Origin of the sequence: Catellatospora coxensis (assembly GCF_016862635.1) — a bacterium.
GTDB lineage: Bacteria > Actinomycetota > Actinomycetes > Mycobacteriales > Micromonosporaceae > Catellatospora > Catellatospora coxensis.
This window is the reverse complement of the sequence record NZ_BONI01000033.1, coordinates 1-20,085: the sequence shown is the minus strand read 5'-3', so window position 1 is coordinate 20,085 and position 20,085 is coordinate 1. Positions and strand designations below refer to the sequence as shown.

At 72.8% G+C, this 20,085-nt stretch carries 18 protein-coding genes; 5 read left to right on the top strand and 13 right to left on the bottom strand.

Annotated features, from left to right (window positions below):
* Positions 1-103 precede the first annotated feature (103 nt).
* From Cco03nite_RS19930 to Cco03nite_RS19905, 6 genes are read right to left on the bottom strand one after another with little or no spacing between them, the layout of a single operon-like run.
* On the bottom strand, positions 104-1,492 hold the full coding sequence (locus tag Cco03nite_RS19930; protein ID WP_203693656.1) for an FAD-binding oxidoreductase: 1,389 nt from the start codon (positions 1,490-1,492) through the stop codon (positions 104-106).
* A 4-nt stretch (positions 1,493-1,496) separates the two neighbouring features.
* Positions 1,497-2,672, bottom strand: a complete 1,176-nt coding sequence (locus Cco03nite_RS19925; RefSeq protein WP_203693655.1) for a hypothetical protein — start codon at positions 2,670-2,672, stop codon at positions 1,497-1,499.
* Positions 2,673-2,710: 38 nt separating this feature from the next.
* Positions 2,711-3,544 carry an ABC transporter permease gene (locus Cco03nite_RS19920; protein ID WP_203693654.1) on the bottom strand — a complete coding sequence of 278 codons (834 nt, stop codon included), beginning with the start codon at positions 3,542-3,544 and terminating at the stop codon, positions 2,711-2,713.
* Positions 3,541-4,308, bottom strand: coding sequence for an ABC transporter ATP-binding protein (locus Cco03nite_RS19915; RefSeq protein ID WP_203693653.1), 768 nt, complete (start codon positions 4,306-4,308; stop codon positions 3,541-3,543). The genes Cco03nite_RS19920 and Cco03nite_RS19915 overlap by 4 nt, the downstream gene beginning before the upstream one ends.
* Positions 4,305-5,579, bottom strand: coding sequence for an amidohydrolase family protein (locus Cco03nite_RS19910; protein ID WP_203693652.1), 1,275 nt, complete (start codon positions 5,577-5,579; stop codon positions 4,305-4,307). The genes Cco03nite_RS19915 and Cco03nite_RS19910 overlap by 4 nt, the downstream gene beginning before the upstream one ends.
* Positions 5,576-6,817, bottom strand: coding sequence for an ABC transporter substrate-binding protein (locus tag Cco03nite_RS19905; RefSeq protein ID WP_203693651.1), 1,242 nt, complete (start codon positions 6,815-6,817; stop codon positions 5,576-5,578). Before Cco03nite_RS19905 ends, Cco03nite_RS19910 begins: the two co-directional genes overlap by 4 nt.
* 222 nt (positions 6,818-7,039) lie before the next feature.
* Between Cco03nite_RS19905 and Cco03nite_RS19900 the strand changes: the two genes are divergently transcribed.
* Positions 7,040-9,559, top strand: a complete 2,520-nt coding sequence (locus tag Cco03nite_RS19900; RefSeq protein WP_203693650.1) for a sensor histidine kinase — start codon at positions 7,040-7,042, stop codon at positions 9,557-9,559.
* A gap of 18 nt (positions 9,560-9,577) precedes the next feature.
* Positions 9,578-10,012 carry a roadblock/LC7 domain-containing protein gene (locus Cco03nite_RS19895; RefSeq protein ID WP_275412060.1) on the top strand — a complete coding sequence of 145 codons (435 nt, stop codon included), beginning with the start codon at positions 9,578-9,580 and terminating at the stop codon, positions 10,010-10,012.
* Here the strand turns inward: Cco03nite_RS19895 and Cco03nite_RS19890 are convergent.
* Entirely contained in the window at positions 10,009-10,857 is an 849-nt protein-coding gene (locus Cco03nite_RS19890; protein ID WP_203693649.1) for a hypothetical protein, read from the bottom strand. The genes Cco03nite_RS19895 and Cco03nite_RS19890 overlap by 4 nt on opposite strands.
* A gap of 177 nt (positions 10,858-11,034) precedes the next feature.
* Here Cco03nite_RS19890 and Cco03nite_RS19885 point away from each other — a divergent pair, with 177 nt between their 5' ends.
* Complete coding sequence (locus Cco03nite_RS19885) at positions 11,035-11,229, top strand: hypothetical protein (RefSeq protein ID WP_155375159.1); 195 nt, start codon at positions 11,035-11,037, stop codon at positions 11,227-11,229.
* A 113-nt stretch (positions 11,230-11,342) separates the two neighbouring features.
* Here Cco03nite_RS19885 and Cco03nite_RS19880 read toward each other — a convergent pair whose 3' ends face one another.
* Positions 11,343-12,929: a carbohydrate ABC transporter permease gene (locus Cco03nite_RS19880; protein WP_203693648.1), complete on the bottom strand. Its 1,587-nt coding sequence runs from the start codon at positions 12,927-12,929 to the stop codon at positions 11,343-11,345.
* A 125-nt stretch (positions 12,930-13,054) separates the two neighbouring features.
* Here Cco03nite_RS19880 and Cco03nite_RS19875 point away from each other — a divergent pair, with 125 nt between their 5' ends.
* The gene (locus Cco03nite_RS19875) at positions 13,055-13,612 is read left to right on the top strand and encodes an SMI1/KNR4 family protein (RefSeq protein WP_203693647.1); all 558 of its coding nucleotides are present in this window, start codon (positions 13,055-13,057) and stop codon (positions 13,610-13,612) included.
* Positions 13,613-13,651: 39 nt separating this feature from the next.
* On the opposite strand, the gene Cco03nite_RS19870 is transcribed toward Cco03nite_RS19875, so the two are convergent.
* Together Cco03nite_RS19870 and Cco03nite_RS19865 are read right to left on the bottom strand one after the other, a co-directional pair.
* Positions 13,652-14,257: a tyrosine-protein phosphatase gene (locus tag Cco03nite_RS19870; RefSeq protein WP_203693646.1), complete on the bottom strand. Its 606-nt coding sequence runs from the start codon at positions 14,255-14,257 to the stop codon at positions 13,652-13,654.
* A 177-nt stretch (positions 14,258-14,434) separates the two neighbouring features.
* Complete coding sequence (locus Cco03nite_RS19865; protein ID WP_203693645.1) at positions 14,435-15,856, bottom strand: aldehyde dehydrogenase family protein; 1,422 nt, start codon at positions 15,854-15,856, stop codon at positions 14,435-14,437.
* A gap of 166 nt (positions 15,857-16,022) precedes the next feature.
* On the opposite strand from Cco03nite_RS19865, the gene Cco03nite_RS19860 reads away from it, so the two are divergent.
* Positions 16,023-16,856: a helix-turn-helix transcriptional regulator gene (locus Cco03nite_RS19860; RefSeq protein ID WP_203693644.1), complete on the top strand. Its 834-nt coding sequence runs from the start codon at positions 16,023-16,025 to the stop codon at positions 16,854-16,856.
* Positions 16,857-16,960: 104 nt separating this feature from the next.
* Here the strand turns inward: Cco03nite_RS19860 and Cco03nite_RS19855 are convergent, their stop codons facing one another.
* The 3 genes from Cco03nite_RS19855 to Cco03nite_RS19845 form a co-directional block, all read right to left on the bottom strand.
* Positions 16,961-17,836: an alpha/beta fold hydrolase gene (locus Cco03nite_RS19855; RefSeq protein WP_203693643.1), complete on the bottom strand. Its 876-nt coding sequence runs from the start codon at positions 17,834-17,836 to the stop codon at positions 16,961-16,963.
* Between the two features lie 2 nt (positions 17,837-17,838).
* Positions 17,839-19,059 (bottom strand): acyl-CoA dehydrogenase family protein, encoded by a 1,221-nt coding sequence (locus Cco03nite_RS19850; protein ID WP_203693642.1) that lies wholly within the window; start codon positions 19,057-19,059, stop codon positions 17,839-17,841.
* Between the two features lie 4 nt (positions 19,060-19,063).
* On the bottom strand, positions 19,064-20,085 hold a 1,022-nt coding region (locus Cco03nite_RS19845; RefSeq protein ID WP_239167498.1), incomplete at its 5' end, for a phosphotransferase family protein.

Sequence of the window (20,085 nt, the reverse complement as noted above, 5' to 3'; positions counted from 1 at the left end):
CGCCGCCGTGTCAAGGCTGAGATCACTCGACTTGCCCGGCACCTGCGCGTATCTTGCGGCGTCATACGCTCAGGTGCCTGGCAAGTCGGATGATCGACGGCGGTCAGGCCGGTTCGTCGAGGGGGAGCTTGCCCGGGTTGAGCAGGCCGTCGGGGTCGTTGGCGGACGCGGCGGCACGGATGCCGGGCAGGGCAGGGCCGCCCAGCAACCAGGTGTGCGGGTCGACGACGTGCACGCCCAGCTCGCGCAGCCGCTGGACGCCGGCGTACAGCGTCGCCGCGTCGTGGAACGGAGCGAGCAGCAGGCCGCCGAAGCCCCGTCCGTACGTCGGGTCGGCCAGGTTGGGGAACGGGCGCATGCCGTCCAGGTGCAGCATCCCGCCCGGTAGCGCCGCGCGGACCGCGTCCGGGTCGGTGATCAGCGGTGTGCCGCCGACCTGCAGATGGCACAGCTCGGGCCGGGCTCTCTTGGCCCGCAGCGTGACATGGTTGAACGACAGGGTCGACACATAGCCGACCGCGCGGGCATCGACCTTGTCGATCCGCCCGCCGTGCGCGGTGACGAGCGCCGCGACGGCGTCCACGAGCGAGACGTCCACCACCGCCCGCAGGCTGTGCCGGCCCTCGGGCAGCGCCGGGTCGGCGGGGTAGGTGGCGATCAGCGCGGGCTCGTCCAGCGACACCATCCGTGGCGCCGGGTCGAGGCGCAGCAGGCCGAGCCCCGCCTGGGTGGCGTCCGCGCCGTCGGGGAACGAGGCGAGCACCGCGGTCCAGTCCCGGGCCGGGGCGAGCTTGACGGTGGCGGTGGCGATGATCCCGGTGACGCCGTACGCGTGCAGGTACGGCAGGCACTGCGCGCCGTACACCCGGCGGGGCTGGTCCTGCGGTGGGCAGCCGACCACCTCCAGCGCCCGCACGAAACCCTCCCAGAGCCAGCCGTGCTCGATCGAGCCGAGCCCGCCCGCGCCGCCGCCGAGGAAACCTCCGATGGTGCTGCCGACGGTGGTCGGCATCATCGCAATCTCCTGGCCGGTGCGCCGCGCCGCGGCCTCCAGGGCGACGAACGTCGCGCCCGCCTGGGCATGGATCCAGCCGGTGCCCACTTCGAGGACGCGGTCGGCTTCGCTGAGGTCCACGACCAGCCCGCCCGCGAGCGGCACTGCCTGGCCGTAGTTGCCGGTGCCCCGGCCGCGGGGCACGACCGGGACGCCGTGGGCGTGCGCGAGCCGCACCGCGGTCTGCAGCTGCTCGGTGGAGCGCGGCAGCACCACGACGTCGGCGAGGCGTTCGGGCAGCACGGCCGACAGCAGCGGCGACAGGTAGGCCCCGTCGCGGGAGGCGGCCAGACGCGCCGACTCTCTCGTGGTGACCCGGTCGGCCGGCAGGGCAGCGGCGAGCGCGTCGAGGAAAGCGGCGAGAGCCGCCGGGCTGGGGGCCCGGCGGCTCGCCCGCTGCGCGACGTGCGCCAGCGGTGGTGGTTCGACGGTGCTCACGAGGTCAGCTCAGCCCGATCGCCGGGTCGATGAACTCGTTGGTCACCAGGTCCTGTGCGGTCAGGCCCGCCTTGACCTCCTTGCGCTGGCCCGAGTAGATCGGGCCGACGATGCCGATGACCTGCTTGACCCGGTCGACGTCGAAGTCGCCCAGGGTGGCGTTGCCGCCGTTGCCGACGATCTTCAGTTTGAGCTGCTGCTCGACGCTGAACGCCGCCTGCTCCTTGCTGTACGGGAAGCCCTTGTACGCGTCGTTCAGCTTGATGATCAGCTCGTTGGTCGCCGCGAAGTTCTTCACGTACTCCACCTGCGAGCGCTGGATGATCGGCACCAGGCGCTTGAGGCACGCGGCGTGCTCGGCCTTCTTGTCCGCGCGCACCACCACGGCCTCAGGGTAGATCGGGTAGCCGGTGTCGTGGATGAGCTGGAACTTGACCGGCTTCTTCCACTGCGGCAGAGCCTTCTCGTAGATGAACGGCTCGTTGGTGGCGAAGCCCTGCTGGGCGATCTTGCCCTTCTCGGCCAGGAAGCGGGTCGGGCTGCCGTCGTACGCGCCGTCGACCTGTCCCCGGCGCAGGGTGCCGCTGCCCGTCAGGTAGTCCATGTAGGTCGCGCCGTTGAAGAACAGCACCTTGGTGTCGGTCTTGCCGATGTCGACGATCGAGTTGAAGCCCGGGTTCGCGGCCGGGTCCCACATGATCATGTAGGGCGCGATGTCGAACGGGGCGACGACCGCGACGACGGGCTGCTTGGCAGACAGGCCGATGGCGTCGTCGGTGGCCACCTGGCCGAGCATGATCGACGGGTCGGCGTACATCTGCGCGCCGGCGTTCTGGAAGCCGATCGCCGGGCCGCCCGCGCGGATCTCGATGTTCACGCCGGTGCTCTGCCCGCCGGCCATCAGCGGGCCGGTGACCTTCTTCGCCGCGGCGTCGACGGTCGGGGTCGGCCCGAGCAGGTGGTAGAGCGCGCCGTGCTCGGCCTCGGGCGTCCACGCCGCCTGGACCACCACGGTCGCGGGGCACACGGCGGCGAGGTCGGTGGAGCCGCTGCCCGCGCTGGGCGCCGGCGGCGTGGCGGGGTCGGCGGACTGGCAGCCCCCGGCGAGCAGCATCGCGACCAGCGCGGTCGCCGCGCCGGCGCGCTGCAGCGGCCTTCGCGAGGCGGGAAGGGTGTTCATGTATCTCCTTCGTGGAGTTGTGGGGGTGAGTGAGAGGGTCAGTGGGCCGCGCCGCCGGTGTCGGTCCGGCGGTGCTGCTGCGAGGAGTGCCAGGCGGTGGCCCGCCGGGCCAGCACACCGAAGAGCCAGAAGACGGCGACGCCGAACGCCGAGGCCAGGAACACGGCGGCGAAGAGCATCTCGGACTGCAGCCGCCTCGGGTACACGTAGATGAGCTGGCCGAGGCCGGGTTCGCCCTGCTGGAAGAAGAAGTCGCCGACGATCGCGCCGATCACCGCGGCCCCGGCGGAGATGCGCAGCCCGGTGAGGATCGCGGGCAGCGCCGCGGGCAGCTGCAGCTTGACCAGCCGGGTCAGCCGCCCGGCGCGGTGCAGGGTGAACAGGTCGTGCAGCGCCGGGTCGACCGAGCGCAGGCCGAACAGCGAGTTAGCCACGATCGGGAACAGCGCGATCAGCACGCAGGTCAGGACCCGGCTGGGGAAGCCGAAGCCGAACCAGAACCCGAACAGCGGCACCAGGGCCAGGATCGGCACGGTCTGCAGCGCCACCGCGTACGGGTACAGCGAGCGCTCCACCCAGCGGGCCTGGCTCATCAGGATCGCCAGCGCCAGGCCGAGCACCGCGGCGCAGATCAGCCCGGTCACCGCGACCTCGGCCGACAGCCGCAGCCCGGCCAGCAGCTCGGCGAGGTTGACCGGGTCCAGGAAGCCGACCTTGACGACCTCGTGCGGCGCGGGCAGCAGGAAGCGCCGGTCGGCGTCGATCAGCACGTAGCTGCCGAAGTACCAGGCGGCCAGCACGATCGCGGCCACCGCCGTGGGCGGGGCGAGCCGCCGGGACTGCCGGGCCAGCCGGGTCGGGACGGGTGTCATGCGGCGACCTCGATCCGGTCGGCGGCGCCGCCCTGCAGCAGGGCGGTCACCTGCGAGGTCAGCTCGGTGAAGGCGGGGGAGAAGCGCACCTCGGGCAGGCGGGGGTACGGCAGCGGCACCGCGACCTCGCCGACCAGCCGCCCGGGACGGTCGGCCATCACCAGCACCCGCTGCGACAGGTAGACGGCCTCGGCGACGGAGTGGGTGACCAGCAGGCCCGCGAACGCGTCCGCGGCGAAGAGCTCCTGCAGGTCGTCGCCGAGCCGGGCGCGGGTGATCTCGTCGACGGAGCCGAACGGCTCGTCGAACAGCATCAGGTCGGGCCGGCCGGTCAGGGTGCGGGCCAGTGACACCCGCATCCGCATGCCGCCGGACAGGGCGCCAGGCAGCTTGTCGGCGGCGTGCGACAGGCCGACGCGGCGCAGCGCGTCCTCGGCCCGTTCGCGGCGCTCGCGCGGGGGGACCCCGGTCAGCTCGCCGGCCAGCTCGACGTTGCGCCGTACGCTGCGCCAGGGCAGCAGGGTCGGGTCCTGGAACACGAAGCCGAGCCGGTCCGAGGCACGCGTGACCGTGCCGGTGGTCGGTTTGAGCAGCCCGGCGGCCAGCCGCAGCAGGGTGCTCTTGCCGCAGCCGGAGGGCCCGACCACGGCGGTGAACTCGCCGGCGGCCAGGTGCAGGGTCACCCCGTCGAGGGCGAGGGTGCCGCCGGGATATCGCACCCCGACCGCCTCCAGCGTCAGGGCGGGGATGCCGTCGTCGGTCACGCGGTACGTCCTATCTGTGCAGAGTCCGGCTGTGCGGGATGGTCGTCCGGGCCGTGCCGGGTGACCGTGGTGCGGGCGACGATCCGCCCGCCGTGGACCACCAGCCGGTGCGCGGTGGCGGTGGCCAGCGCCTCGCGCAGCGAACCCGCGCGCACGGCCAGCAGCTCGGCGGGCGATCCCGGCGCGACGGCCACGGGCGGCAGGCCGGCGGCGCGCCGGGCCTGCGCGCTGACCGCGTCGTACGCCGTCTCGGGGGTGTCGTGGCCGGCCAGCACCAGCAGCGCGGCCGTCTCCAGGGGGTCGCCGCGGCCCAGGATCTGGAACGGGTCCTGCAGGTTGTCGCCGCCCGCGGCGACCGTGACGCCCGCGGCGCGCAGCGTGCGCAGCGCGGTCAGCCCGCGCGGGACGGCCCGGTCATGGTCACGTCCCTGCAGGTACAGGTTGGTCTGCGGCAGGCACGCCACGGCGATCCCGGCGCGGGCCACCTTGTCGGCCAGCCGCCCGGCCCGGTCGGGGTCCATCATGCCGAGGCTGACGCAGTGTCCCGCGAGCACGCCGTGCGGGAACCCGGTCGCGACGACCGCGTCGGCCAGCAGCTCCAGCGAGCACGGCTCGGGTTGCAGCCACTCGTCGACGTGCAGGTCCAGCGGGACACCGTGGCGTGCGGCCAGGTCGAGGCAGATCTCGACACACCCGGCGGGGTCGGGGTCGAGCCCCGGGCACGCCCCGACCGCGTCCGCGCCCGCCGCCAGCGCGTCGGCCAGCAGCGCGCGGTTGCCGGCCCCGGCCGCGCCGGTCAGCGGCACCGCCGCGAACGCGGTGACCTGCACCGCGCAGCGCCCGGCGGCCGCGTCGCGCACCGCGAGCACCGCCTGCAGCGCCCGCAGGCCGATCCCCTCGCCGAGGTCGGCGTGGGTGCGCACGGCTGTCGCGCCATGGTCGAGGTAGCCGTCCAGGGCCGTGCGGGACGAGCTCTCGACCTGCTCGCGGGTCAGCGACGGCCGGTACGCCAGCCAGGCGGTGACCGCGCCGAACAGGTCCCCGGCCGGGTTGGGCACGGCGTCGGCGCTCAGCGCCTTGTCCAGGTGGGCGTGGATCTCCATCGGGGCGGGCAGCAACAGCTGACCGGCCAGGTCGACGACCCGCGCGCCGGTCGCGTCCACGGTGCCGGCCGGTTCCACCCGCTCGATCGTCGCGCCGTGCACCCGCACGTCGACGCGGCGTCCGTCGGCCAGCAGCGCGTTCCGCAGCAGCAGCGGCAGGCCGGTCACGGCTTCGGCTCCGGGCTGCTCCAGCGGGCCCGCGTCGACGCCAGCTCGATCGGGTACACCAGCCGGTAGCCGCGGTCCTGCCACTGCTCGACGACGGCGGCGGCGAACTGGTTCTGCCCGTCGTCGCCGAAGCGCACCCCGTCCCACGGCATGATCAGCTGTACCGCGGACAGCGACGTGCGGCGCAGCGCGGTGCGGATCGCCGCCGGGTCGGCCGAACCGGCCGTGTCGACGGCCGCGGCCAGCGCCATCGTCGCGGTGAACGCGTCAGCGGCGACCGCGCTCATGGGTTTGCCGTTGCGCCGCTCGTACAGCTCCGCGACGAGCCGGGCGGTCGGGTCGCGCTGGGCGAGGTCGGCCGACCACGGCACCGCGCGCAGCAGCGCGGCTCCGCTGTCGGGCCGCTCCAGCGACCGGAAGCCCTGGCCGAGACCGACCAGCGTCGGCCGCCCGGTGGTCTCGCCGACGGCGTCGGCGACGGCCCGCGCCCCAGCCGCCGTCTGCGCCCACGCCACGACCGTGTTCTCGGGTTTCTCGGCGAGCTGGTCGTGCAGCCGCTTCGCGTCGGTGGCGCCGGCGGCCATCGTCAGCGACAGGGTCACCGGCACACCCGCGCGGCGCGCCAGGTCGCGCAGGCTCGTCACGGCCGCCGAGGATCCGCCCCGCCCGGACTCGGTGATCAGGGTGATCCCGCCCGACCCGGCCCCGCGGCGGGCCAGCAGCGCGAACGCCGCCTCGGTGAGCCGGCTGTCGCTCGGCCCGATCCGGAAATACCAGTCGATGCCGAGTTCGGTGAGGTAGTCGTCGCTGCTGCGCGCGTCGAGCAGCGGCACCCGCAGGCGCTGCGCCTGGCTGGCGGCGGACTCGGCGATATCGGCGGACTCCGCCAGCACCAGGCCTGCCACGTGCTCCTGCTCGGCGAGCGCGGTCAGCGCGGCCGACGCGGTCTCGACCTGCCCGGCGGTGTCCCGGGCGGCCAGGCTCAGCCGTGCGCCGCGCCGGCCCGGCAGGCCGGTGCCCGCCGCCAGCGGCAGCGGCAGGTCGGGGTGGGCGTCGTTGACGATGTCGACGGCCAGCCGCGCCCCGTTCACGGCGTCGACGCCCCAGCTCGCGTCGGGGCCGCTGAGCGGCGCCAGCACGCCGACCGCCAGTGGCTGCGGGTTGTCCGGGGTGGACGTGCACCCGGCGATCAGCAGGGCGACCGAGGCCAGGCAGCACGCCAGGCGCAGCGGATTCATGGATGCACGCTCCGATGTGGAAACCAGCCGGTGCCGATGATCGTGGACCGGGGTATCTTTTCGTGCGCGCCTGAGAGTTTCAAGCCCCGGCGTCGGATGTGTTCCGTTAAATAAGTTCATCCCGGATGCTCTTGCTGCGGCGACACAGCCGACGGTTAGATGTACGCAGCAAGACCTAGATCACTCTGATGTGGACTGAGCAAAGTGTACGGAGGTCGTCCGGTGACGGATCAGGAGCGTCACAGTCGGCGGGCGACCGGCGCGCACCGCCGCTCATCGCCGCTGCGTACGCGGCTCTGGCGGGTGCCGACGAAGCTCGCCGCGGTGCTCACCGTGCCGCTGCTGGGCTTCCTGGTGGTCGCCGGCGTGCAGATCTCCGACTCCGTGCGCACCGCCGCCGACCTCGACGCCTTCTCCCGGCAGGTCTCCCTCGGCGACGAGATCACCACCCTGGTCCACGAGCTGCAGAACGAGCGCGACCGCACCGTCGGCATGCTGGTCTCGCTGTCGTCGGGCGGCTCCCCGGCCCGGGACGTCGCCGGGCTGGCCCCCGAGCGCACCGCGGTCGACCGCGCCGCCGCCCGCTGGCGTTCGGCCGCCGCGGAACTGGCCGCCGAAGCCGCGCTGGCCGTGCCCTACCGGACCGCCCAGGACCGGCTCGACGAGGTGGCCCGGCTGCGCGCCGGGGTCGCCGGCGGCTGGCTGCGCGCCCAGGCCGCGTTCGACGCGTACTCCGGCGTCATCGCCGCGCTGCACGCGCTGCTGCCCACCCCGGCCGACGTCGGCGGCGACGCCGCCCTGGGCCGCCAGGTGCGCGGCTTCACCAACCTGGCCCGCGCCAAGGAGCTCACCGCCCAGATCCGCGGCCGGCTGTACATGCTCTGCTACGGGGCCGCCTTCGAGTCCGCGCCCGGCGCCCGCATCGCGCAGGCCCGCGCCCAGCGGCAGGCCGCGCTGGCCGGCTTCCGCGCCGACGCCGCCCCCGCGCAGGTCGCCCGCTTCGAAGACGTCGTCGCCGGCCAGGCCGTACGCAACGCCAACCGCCTCGCCGAGACGATCGTCGCCGCCGACCCCGCCGCCGGGGTCGACCCGCAGCAGTGGTGGTCGGCCAGCACCACCGAACTCGAACAGCTGCGCACCGTCGAGCAGGACCTGCTGGCCGGCGCGTCCGAAGCCGTCGCCGCGGCCAGCGGCAGCCAGTGGCTGACCACCCTGTTCGGCTCGCTGGTCACCATCGTGCTGCTGCTCGCGGCACTGCTCATGTCCATCGTGATCGGCCGCAACATGGCCTCGACACTGCGCTCGCTACGCGCCCAGGCCCTGATCGTCGCCGAGGTCGCGCTGCCCAGCGTCATCGAGCAGCTGCGGCTGGCCCCGACCGCCGCGCCGCCGGTGCACGTCGAGCCGATCGTGGTCGGCTCGCAGGACGAGGTCGCCGAGGTCGCCGAGGCGTTCACCGCCGTACACCTGAGCGCGGTGCGCCTGGCCGCCGAACAGGCCAGCATGCGCCGCAACGTCAACGAGATCTTCGTCAAGCTGTCCCGGCGCAGCCAGACCCTGGTCGAACGCCAGCTCCAACTGCTCGACACCATGGAGTCCGCCGAGGTCGACCCGGACAAGCTCGGCAACCTGTTCCGGCTCGACCACCTCGCCGCCCGCCTGCGCCGCAACGACGAGAACCTGCTCGTGCTCGCCGGCGGCGACACCGCCCGGCACTGGAACCGGCCCAAGGACCTCAACACCATCGTGCTCGCCGCCACCGCAGAGGTCGAGCACTACCAGCGGATCCACCACGACACCCCCGACGGCGTGTTCGTCGTCGGCCACGCCGTCGCCGACGTCGTCAACCTGCTCGCCGAGCTGCTGGAGAACGGCACCGCGTTCTCCCCGCCCGACACCACCGTGCAGGTGCGCGGCAACGCGCTCGACGACGGCTCGGCCGAGCTGGTCGTCATCGACGACGGCATCGGCATGTCCGCGCAGCTGCTCGCCGAGGCCAACAGCCAGGTGTCGGAGCCGGTCAGCATCGACACCTCCGCGGCCGAGCGGATGGGCCTGGTCGTCGTCGGGCACCTGGCCCGTCGGCACGGCATCGACGTGCGGCTGACCTCCGGCATCCGCGGGGTCACCGTGCGGGTGCTACTGCCCGAGGCGCTCATCGCGCCCGCACCCACCGACGAGCCGGGCCTCACCCCGCCGGAGGCCGACTCCGGCGACGCCGCGCTGTCCAGCCTGCGCCGCCGCGTGCCGACCAGGTCGGAGGACGTGCTCGCGCCCGAACGCCGAGCACCGAGCATCTGGTGGAGCCGCGACGCCGACGAGCAGACCGGGCCCGCGCCCGCAGCCGAGCCCGCACCGCAGCCACCGGCGCTGACCAAGGCCGGGTTGCCCGCCCGCACCCGCCGGTCCGTGCCGGAGGCGGCGCAGGCGGTGACGACGCGGTACGAGGCCGACCCGGACGCGCTCGGCGACACGCTGACCAGGCTCTACGCGGGCGTGCGGCGCGCCGAGGCGGAAGACGCCGCCGGCCAGGCCTCGGCCCCGCCGGTGGTGCCCGTACAGCGGACCTCACCGGAGTCCGCCGCGGTGCCCGAATCACCGGCCTCCACCGAGCCACCGGCATCGGAAGAGGTGCCGGCTGCAGAAGTGCCGCCGGCCCTGACCGGGCCCGAGCCGGAACAAGACGACGCCGAGGGGCGGACCGAGGCGGAGCGGCAGCTGACCCAGCCGGCCGGCAAGTGACAGGGAGAGTGGACCGAAATGGCGATCAGCGCAGCGGCGCGTGACTTCAACTGGCTCATCAACGGATTCGCCGAACGCGTGGCCGGTGTCGTGCACACCGTGGTCGTCTCGTCGGATGGCCTGCTCGTGGCCGCGTCGGACCGGTTGCCCCGCGACAGTGCCGACCAGTTCGCGGCGGTCACGTCGAGCCTGGTCAGCGTGACCAAGAGCGCGGCGGGCCTGTTCGACGGCGACTCGGTGCGCCAGACCGTCGTCGAGATGGGCCGGGGTTTCCTGCTGGTGATGCCGATCCGCGACGGTTCGATCCTGGCCTCGCTGACCGCGGCCGGGGCCGACGTGGGCGTGGCCGGGTACGAGATGGCCAAGCTGTGCAAGCAGGCCGGCGAGGTCCTCACCCCGGCGATCCGCGCCGAGTTGCAGCAGTCGCTGCCGCAGATCCAGCAGGTCGGCTAGGTCTCAGCACCGGCGAGTACCCGCCGTAGTTCCGCCATCGCGCGATCGGTGCCCCAGCGCGCGAGTTCCGGCCAGGTGTACGCCTGGCGCAGCTCTTCGACCGCGTGGACTCCGATCAGGTAGCCGATCCGGTCGGGCAGGTGGTGCCCGCCGTTGAGGTTCAGGTAGCGCCGCTGGACGCCGAGGTCCGTTGCGTCCAGGCAGGCCAGGATCTCCGCGCGGGCCTCGGGCAACCGCCGCTCGCACTCGGCCATCCAGCCGTCGTATCCAGGGCCGAACCACAGGTGCTCGGCGATTCCGTACTCCGGCAGCAGTTCGACGGTCAGCCGGGTGGCGAATCCTTCGGCGAAGATTCCGTGCCCCAGCGGGCCGTCCTGCGGCCACGGCGTGGCGGGCATCGGCAGTTGGATGGCGTGCGCCATCTCGTGCGTGGCGAGGATCCTTGCCGCGTCGGCGTCCGGGATCTGCTCGACCGCCAGGAACAGCGTGTGCCGGCCGTCGACTTCGCTGACCCAGCCGTTCGACCTGGCCATCCCGACCATGCTGATGCACGGCACGGTCAGGTCCTGGGCTTGCAGCACCGGAGCCACCAGCCGGGCGGCCTCCTCGATCCAGGCCGTGGCGAGGGGCGCGTTGGCCTTGATCCGATCGACGAGTTCCCGGTAGCGGGCGAGCGCGAGTGTGGGGTCCGGCTCACCACCGCCGCGCGTGACGTCGTGCACGACCTCCGGATGGCGGGCGACGTAGTCCCGCCACAGGGCGAGCCGCCGCTCGGCGGAGGCGTTCGCGGCCTGCTGCCAGAAGTCGAGGAACGCAGGTACCAGATCGCGTACGGCGGCGGGCATGGCGCGATGGTATCTGCGTGCGGCTACATCTTTTCTGATGTGACCACATCAGAAAAGATGTAGCCGTTGGACCAGCGTCCTAGATATCGGCGCTCGCGGTTTGCCTCTGCCGTTTGATCTCCGACGGACCCGTGCGACGATGATCGTTCGTTCGCTCGTCAACGGGTTGGAGTGGTCATGCGCTGGGTGTGGCTGGTGCTCGGAGTGCTGCTGGTGCTGTCCGGGATCGTGTGGACCCTGCAGGGTCTGGATCTGCTCGGCCAGTCCGGCGGCATGAACGGGCAGAAGATCTGGGTGGTCATCGGCCCGATCACCGCGGTCGTCGGTCTGCTGCTGGTTCGGCTCGGGCTGCGGCGACCGGCCGGCCAGTAGTTCGGTGAGGTAGTTGGGCGGTCTTGGCCGTTCCTACCGACACTTCTCCCAGCACGCGGAGATGGTCGCGAAGGACGCGCTGGTGACGTGTGCGCCAGGTGTCCAGGAACGGATCACCGGCCCGTGGCGAGGTCCTCGGCGGGGGCAGCGGTGCCGGCCGCGTCGGCGTCGGTGGTCCGGCCGGTGCGCAGCGCGAGCCGGTCCAGCACCAGGACCTGTACCGCGCCGATCGCGGCCGCGACGAGCAGGCAGACCGGCAGCGGATACAGCCAGCCGGTCGGGATGCCGCCGTCGCCACCCGTGTAGCGGAAGCTTGTGATCGCCTGCATCACGACGACCTGCATCGGGGCGCTGTCGGGCTGGAAGCCCGCGATGAGCGGCCACAGCGTGTCCTGGGCCTGGACGACCCACGTCAGCAGGCCCGCCAGCCCGACGACCGGCAGCGCGAGGGTCCACCGGACGCCCCGGAACAGCAGCGCCGACCCGAACAGCACCGGGATGGTCAGCGACGCGGGCGGGATCAGGAACAGGAACTCGCTGCCGTCCTCGGCCCGGTGCATCCAGGCGTCCGGGGCGAGCCCGGCGAGCCCCACGAACAGCCACGGCGCGAACGGCAGCAGCAGCAGTTCGCTGCGGTCGCCGAGCGGCCGCAGCGCGCCGATGCCGTATCCGGCCAGCGCCGCGCCGAGCACCCCGACGACCGTGGAGATCAGTGGCGGCAACCAGGTGTAGGACAGGTGCGTCAGCACGTTGCCGCCGACGGCCTCGGTGTCGAAGCTCATCGAGCTGAGCAGCCACGGGGTGAGCCCGGCCAGGCCGAGCAGCAGCAGGCCGCCGGTGACGACGGAGGCGGCCACCCGCCACCCGGCGTTGCCGGCCGGAGCCGTCTCGCTCGTGGGCTGGTCGGCCGTGACCACTCGGGCCCGGGCCAGGATCAGCCAGAGCGCGACGCCGATGCCGAGCACGCCGAGCACCAGCCACAGCAGGACCGCGTCGGCCGAGGCCACACCCACCCGGAAGGTCCGGTACGCGTTGTCGAAGATGAGCACCGACGGCGACGCGTAGCGCGGCCCGTCGGGCAGCCGGCCCAGCAGGTACGGGAAGCCGAACGACTGCAGGCCGATCGCCAGCGACGAGGCCGCGACGACGCCGGTGACCAGCAGCACGCCGGGCACGGCGTCGCGGGGGCGGGTCGAGCGCCGGAACACCAGCAGGTATGCGGTCGCGCCGAGTCCGATGACGAGCCCGAAGAAGGTCAGGTACTGGGCGAGCAGCGGGTTCAGCCCGCCGGGCTCGTCGAACGCGATCACCCAGGCGAGGGCCGTGCCGGAACCGGCGAGGGCGGCCATCGGCAGCGCGAACGCGATCCGGGCCGTCCACCGGCCGGCCCGGCCGGCGCGTGCGGCGAGGTAGGCCAGCGTGCCACCGGCGCCGACCGCGGTGAGCGTCACCAGCGCGGCGAAGACCAGCGGCCAGACCAGCGAGCCCGCGAAGTCGGAGAACGTGGCCGAGTAGTTGTCGAGCCCGACCGGATCCGCGTCCTCGCGCAGCATGTCCACGTCGGTGAAGCTCGCCAGCACGGTCCGCACGGTCGGCACGACGTATCCGCTGATCAGCAGCACGAGCGCCGGTATGACGGCCAGCAGGCCGAACAATACGCTCGCCGGGCGGGTGGAGGTCTTCGGCGCAGAGTCGGTCACAGCAGCCGATCCTAGTGCTCGCCTGCGACATCGTCATCCGCGTGAGACCGAAGTGGACAGACGGCCGCCGTCGCCTCGGGTCGCCGTGCCTCGGGCGTACGGGGGACAGGCAGGCAGCCCCCGAAGTGCTTGAATTCCTCATGCCGTTCTCCTCCACCCTCGCGGCGATCGACGGCTGGCTGGCCGAACACGCGCCGCTGACCGTGCGCGACCTGCCGCCGCCGGCGACCCGCGAGCAGCTCGCGGCGGTGCGCGCGCACCTGGGCGTCGACGTGATCAAAGAGGTGGAGGAACTGCTGAGCTGGCACGACGGCGCGGGCGTGGCCACTCCGCCGTTCTGCCTCGCGCCGGGGTTCGTCTTCCTCGGCGCCGCCGACATGATCGCCGTGTCGCGGCGGCGTATCGCGGCGGACGCCGACCGGCACTGGCACACCTGGCACCGGCAGTGGCTGCCGGTCGCGTCCGGCAGGCGCGGCACGTGCCTGGCCGTGGACCACAGCGACCGCGACACCCACGGCCACGTCACGATCGTGTCCGAGCAGGAGTCTCGCGACGCCCCGAAGACCTGGCCGGACCTGGGCGCGCTGCTGTCGCGCTCGTACGAGGCGATGCGTTACGGCAGCCCGTTCCTGAAGTCCCGGCGCTCGGTGCACGACGGCCGCCTCGACTGGGAGGAGGCCTGACGACCACGTTCGTGGACCGGCGGCGAGGTCGGCTGCCGGTCACCGCAGCCTCTCGTGCACCGACCGTTGCGTGTGGTGATCGGTGCCGGTCAGGAGCAGGTACGGCTCGACGCCGCCGTAGCGTTCGTCGAGGTGGGCCAGCGTGTTCAGCATCGGCTGGGGCGAGCATCCTTCGGTGCGGGCGTAGTCGTCGGCGATCAGGACGTCGTCGACCCCGGCGAGCCGGAGCAGCAGGGCCACCAACACACCGGTGCGGTCCCGGCCCGCGTGGCAGTGCACGACGACAGGCCCCGGCGGAGCCTGCGCCACCGAACGGACCGCCGCGCCGATACGCTCCAGGTTGTGGTCGAGCATCGGCGCGTACGAGTCCGGCGGCGGCATGTAGTCAAGTACGTCGTTGAGCATCGGCACGTGGCGGTAGACGGGGTGGCCCGCGAACGGGCTCGGCTTGCCCTCGATCTCCCATGACCACCGCAGATCGACGACGCGGCTGACCGCCGCGCCGACCGCCTGGACCGTTCCGGCCGCAAGCCGGTGGTGGCTGCCGGTCCGCCACAGCGCGCCCGCGCGGATCTGCCCGCCGTCAGCCGTAGGCAGCCCGCCGAGCTCGCGAGCGTTGCGGCATCCCGTCCAGTCCAGGCCCATGCGGCGATGGTAGTGCTCGGCGCCGATCCGTGGATCATGGTATTCCGGGCGGCGCGGCTTCCCACGGTGATGCGATCTTGCGCAAGATCGCCGTTTCCGGTCATCGAGTGAGGTCTGCTCAGGTGGTGACCGGAAACGGCGATCAAGCATGTGTCGGGCGGGACGGGGCCGCCGCGATCAGCGCTGGATGGACTTGGTTTCCAGGTATTCCTCCAGTCCGAAGTGGCCGAACTCGCGGCCGTTGCCCGACTGGCGGTAGCCGCCGAACGGGGCCAGCGCGTTCCACGGCGCGCCGTTGATGTCGACCTGCCCGGCCCGCAGCCGCCTGGCCACCGCCAGCGCGTGCTCGGGCTCGCCGAATACGCCACTGGTCAGGCCGTACATGGTGCTGTTGGCGACGGCGACCGCGTGGTCGTCGTCGGTGTACGGGATGATCGTGAGCACCGGCCCGAAGATCTCCTCCTGGGCGATGGCCGAGTCCGGGTCCACGTTCGCGAAGATCGTCGGCCGGACGTACGCGCCGTCGAGTCCCTCCGGTCGTCCGGGCCCGCCGAACACCAGCTTCGCGCCGTCGGCGATGCCGCGTTCGATGTACCCGTCGACCTTGCGCCGGTGCTCCTCGGAGACCACCGGCCCGAGCCGGGTCGCCTCGTCGGTCGGCACACCGACGGTGTACTGCGCCGCCGCCGCGACCGCCAGCTCGACGATTTCGTCGTGGCGGGCCGCGGGGACCAGCATGCGCGGCCACGCGCCGCAGACCTGGCCGCTGTTGGTGAACACCATCATCAGGCCCTTGTCGACGGCCTTGGCCAGGTCGGCGTCGTCGAGGATCACGTTCGCGCCCTTGCCGCCGAGTTCGAGCGCGACCCGCTTGACGGTCTGCGCGGCGACGGCCGAGATCCGCCGCCCGGCCCGGGTGGAGCCGGTGAACGAGATCATGTCGATGTCGGGGTGCGCCGAGATCGCCTCGCCGACGACCTCGCCGGTGCCGTACACGACGTTGAACACGCCCGCCGGCAGGCCCGCCTCGGCGGTGACCTCGGCGAGGATCCGCGCCGTCAGCGGCGCGACCTCCGACGGCTTGAAGACCATCGTGTCGCCGGCCACCAGGGCCGGAGCGAGCTTCGACACGATCTGCTGCAGCGGGAAGTTCCACGGTGTGATCGCGCCGACGACACCGATCGGCTCGCGCACGATCAGCGAGTTGCCGACCTGCTCGGTCCACGCGAAGTCGGCGGCGAGCGCCGCGAAGGAGCTCGTCACCGCGACCGGGAAGCCGATCTGGGCGGTACGGGACATGGTGATCGGGGAGCCCATCTCGGCGGTGATCGTGACGGCGATCTCCTCGGCGCGGGCCTGCAGTCCTTCGCCGATGCGCCGTACGGCGGCGGCCCGCTCGGCCGGGTCGGTGGCGGCCCAGCCGGGGAAGGCGGCACGGGCGGCGGCGACGGCCTGGTCGACGTGCGCGGAGGTGCCGGCGGGCGCTTCGGCGACGAGCTCGCCGGTCGCCGGGTTCGTCACGGGGATGGTGTCGCCGGAGCCGGCGACTACGCGGCCGCCGATCCAGTGGCCGATCGGGGTGTGTGCTGGGTTGTTCATGGGTTCGACTGTGCTGCCGCCACGAGGCCGTAACCAGGCACAACCTGTCCGTGGCTGAGCGCGGCGGGCCCGTACAGGATCGGGTTGCCCGGGTGTGAGACCCGTCGCGGTGGAAACAGGTCTGACCTGGGCGTTGTTGGCAAGATCAGAGGAACGGAGCCGCGTCATGCAACGGGAACGACTCGCCGAATTCCTCCGGACCAGGCGCGAGGCGCTGCAGCCGGAGGACGTCGGGCTGCCGCGCGGGCAGCGGCGGCGCACCGGCGGGCTGCGCCGCGAGGAGGTCGCGGCGCTCAGCGGCATGTCGACCGACTACTACAGCCGGATCGAGCAGCAGCGCGGGCCGCACCCGTCGGAGCAGATGCTCGCCGCGATCGCCCGCGGCCTGCGGCTGTCCCTGGAGGAGCGGGACCACCTGTTCCGCCTCGGCGGCCACGCCGTGCCGCGCAGGGTGCTGCGCGCCGACCACATCAACCCCGGCATGATGCGGGTCCTCGACGGGCTCGACGGCGCCGCGGCCCAGGTGGTCAGCCACCTCGGCGAGACGCTGAAGCAGACCGGTCTGGCGGTGGCGCTGCTCGGGGACGAGACGGCCTACACCGGGCTCGCCCGCAGCCTGCACTACCGGTGGTTCACCGACCCGGCGACGCGGGAGCTGTACGAGCCGGAGGACCACCCGGTGCACAGCCGCCAGCTCGCCGCGGACCTGCATCGCGCGTACACCCGTGACGGCCGCCGGTCGCGCGCGGACGCGATCGTCGGCGCGCTGCTCACGGCCAGCCCGGAGTTCGCCGACCTGTGGCGCGGGCATCCCGTGCCGGGGCCGTACTGCGTGGCCAAGCGCCTCCGGCACCCGCAGGTCGGTCCGATCGAATTGCAGTGCCAGATCCTGCTCGACCCCGACCAGTCCCAGTCGCTGCTGGTCTACACCGCGACGCCGGGCAGTGAAAGCCACGAGAAGCTGCGGCTGCTGTCGGTGACCGCGGGCGTGCCCGTGTGAGCCGGCCCGCGGCCGGAGTGCGGCCGCAGGGCCGCTGGTCAGCACCCGTGCAGTGTTGGGAAGGGCACCTTCTACATCGCAAAGCGATGTGAAGGTGCCCTTCCTTACTTCAAGGCGCGGAGCCAGGGGAGGAGGTGTTCGGAGAGCTCGTGGGGGTGTTCGAGTTGGGGGACGTGGCCGGAGTCGAGTTCGACGTAGGTCCAGTGGGGTAGGCGGGCGGCGACCGCGCGGGCGGAGCCGATGGGCACATGCCGGTCGTGTACGCCGTGGGCGAGCAGGACCGGCATCCGCAGGGACTCCATGGCGCGCCAGTAGCCGTCGGGGCGGGCCAGCAGGCGCAGCAGGGACCGGCTCGCGCCGAGGTACGCGGCGTCGCGGCGCGGGTTGGCGGCGGTCATCTCCTCGTCGAGCGCGACCGCGTCGGCGATGATCTGCTCGGGCACCCGCGATGAGTCGACGCAGGTCAGGGCCAGCGTCTCCGCGATGCGCCGCCGGGCGGGCACGGTGGCCAGGCGGCGGCGCATGGCCCAGCCGGCGACCCCTGGGACGAGGTTGACCAGGAACAGCCGCCGGATCTCCGGATCGATCTTGACTTTCGGGGCGAGCGGCACGCTCGGGTCGACCAGGGCCAGGCCGCGCACCGCGTCCGGGGCCGCCGCGGCGGTCAGCGTGGAGATCATGCCGCCCATCGAGTTGCCGACCAGCACCGCGGGCTCGCCGACGACCTCGGTCAGGTAGCGCCGCAGCAGCTCGGCGTTGGCGGTGACCGTGGTCGGTCCGGCCGCCGCGCCCGTGCGGCCGAACCCCGCCAGATCAAGAGCCATCACCCGGGCGTACGGCGTCAGCAGCGGGGCGAGCCGCGTCCAGTTCAGGTGTGAACCGCCCAGCCCGTGCACCAGGACGACGGGCGGCGCGCCGGGACGCCCGCCGAAGTCGACGTGGTGCACTGGCCCGCCGAGGTCGGCGTACGCGCTCTGCAAGGTCAGCTCCGCTCCGCGCCGTACTTGCGCAGTTCCCGCTTGGCCAGCGAGGCCTTGTGCACCTCGTCGGGGCCGTCGGCCAGGCGCAGCGTACGCGCGCCGGCCCACATGTGCGCGAGCGGGAAGTCCTGGCTGACGCCGCCGCCGCCGTGCACCTGGATCGCCTTGTCGATCACCCAGCCGGCCATCTCCGGCACCACGATCTTGATGGCCTGGATCTCGGTGTGCGCGCCCTTGTTGCCGACGGTGTCCATCAGCCACGCGGTCTTGAGCACCAGCAGGCGGGCCTGCTCGATACGCACCCGGGCCTCGGCGATCCACTCGCCGACGACACCCTGCGCCGACAGCGGCTTGCCGAACGCGACCCGCTCGGTGGCCCGCCGGCACATCAGCTCCAGGGCCCGCTCGGCCATGCCGATCAGCCGCATGCAGTGGTGGATGCGCCCCGGGCCGAGCCGGGCCTGCGCGATCGCGAAGCCCTCGCCCTCGCCCGCGATCAGGTTCGAGGCGGGCACCCGTACGTCGGTGAAGGTGATCTCGGCGTGGCCGCCGTGCCAGCCGTCGTCGTAGCCGAACACGTGCATGCCGCGCTTGATCTCGATGCCGGGGGTGTCCCGGGGCACCAGGATCTGGCTCTGCTGGCGGTGCCGGTCGGCCGCCGGGTCGGTCTTGCCCATCACGATGAAGATCTCGCAGCGCGGGTTCATCGCGCCTGACGACCACCACTTGCGCCCGTTGATGACGTACGAGTCGCCGTCGCGCTCGATGCGGGTGGTGATGTTGGTGGCGTCGGAGGAGGCGACCTCGGGCTCGGTCATGCAGAACGCCGACCGGATCTCCCCGGCGAGCAGCGGCTTGAGCCAGCGGTCCTGCTGCTCGGCGGTGCCGAACATGGTCAGCACCTCCATGTTGCCGGTGTCCGGGGCGTTGCAGTTGATCGACTCCGGGGCCAGGTGCGGGCTGCGCCCGGTGATCTCCGCCAGGGGCGCGTACTGCAGATTGGACAGCCCTGCGCCGAGCGGGTGGTGCGGCAGGAACAGGTTCCACAGGCCGCGCTTGCGGGCCTCGGTCTTCAGCTCCTCCATGACCGGCGGCGTGGTCCACGGCGCGATCTCGCCGAGCTGGTGCTCGGCGACGGCCTCGGCCGGGTAGACGTGCTGCTCCATGAAGTCGAGCAGCTCCGCGCGCAGCTGCTCGGTGCGCTCGTCGTACGAGAATTCCATGGTCTTACGCCTCCTGCAGCGTACGGTGACCGAGCTTGATCAGATGCGGGACCATCGCGCCGACCCGGTCGAAGCCTTCGCCGACCGTCTGCCCGGCGAGGTACCGGTAGTGGATGCCCTCGAGGATCCCGACGAGCTTGTAGTGCGCGAACGCGACGTACCAGGGAAGGTCGGACAGGTCCGCGCCGCGCCGGGCGGCGTAGCGCTGCGCCATCTGCGCCGCCGGCGGGAAGACGCCCGCCGGGGGAGCGTCGCCGAACAGGCCTTCCATCACCGGCTCGGTCCACATGCGCCAGTAGCACAGGAACAGGCCCAGGTCGGCGAGCGGATCGCCGATGGTCGCCATCTCCCAGTCGAGCACCGCGACGATCTGGTCGCCCGGCCCGACGATGCAGTTGTCGAGCCGGTAGTCGCCGTGCAGGATCGACACCTGCGCGGCCTGCGCGGGCATCCGCGCGACCAGGTCGTCGTGCAGCTCGGCCAGGCCGGGCAGCTCGCGGTTGTGCGAGTGCTGCAGCTGGGTGCTCCAGCGGCGCAGCTGCCGGGCCAGGTATCCCTCCGGCTTGCCGAAGTCGCCGAGGCCGACCGCGGCCGGGTCGACCGCGTGCAGGTCGGCGAGCACGTCCATCAGCGCCAGCGACAGCGAAGCGACCCGCTCGGCGCCCAGCGTCGCGGTCTGCCCCGCGGTACGCCACACCGTCCCGTCCACGTGCTCCATCACGTAGAACGGCGCCCCGATCACCTCGGGGTCCTCGCACAGCGCGACCGTGCCCGGCACCGGCACCCGCGTCCCGCCCAGCGCCGAGATCACCCGGTACTCCCGGGACATGTCGTGGGCGGTGGACAGCACGTGCCCGAGCGGCGGGCGGCGTACCACCCAGCGCCGCGCGCCGTCGGCGACCCGGTAGGTCAGATTGGACTTGCCGCCGGGGATCAGCTCGCCGGTCAGGTCTCCGTCGACCAGCCCCGGCCGGGCACGGTCCAGGAAGGACCGCAGCGCGGAAAGGTCCAGCCCCTTCGGATCGG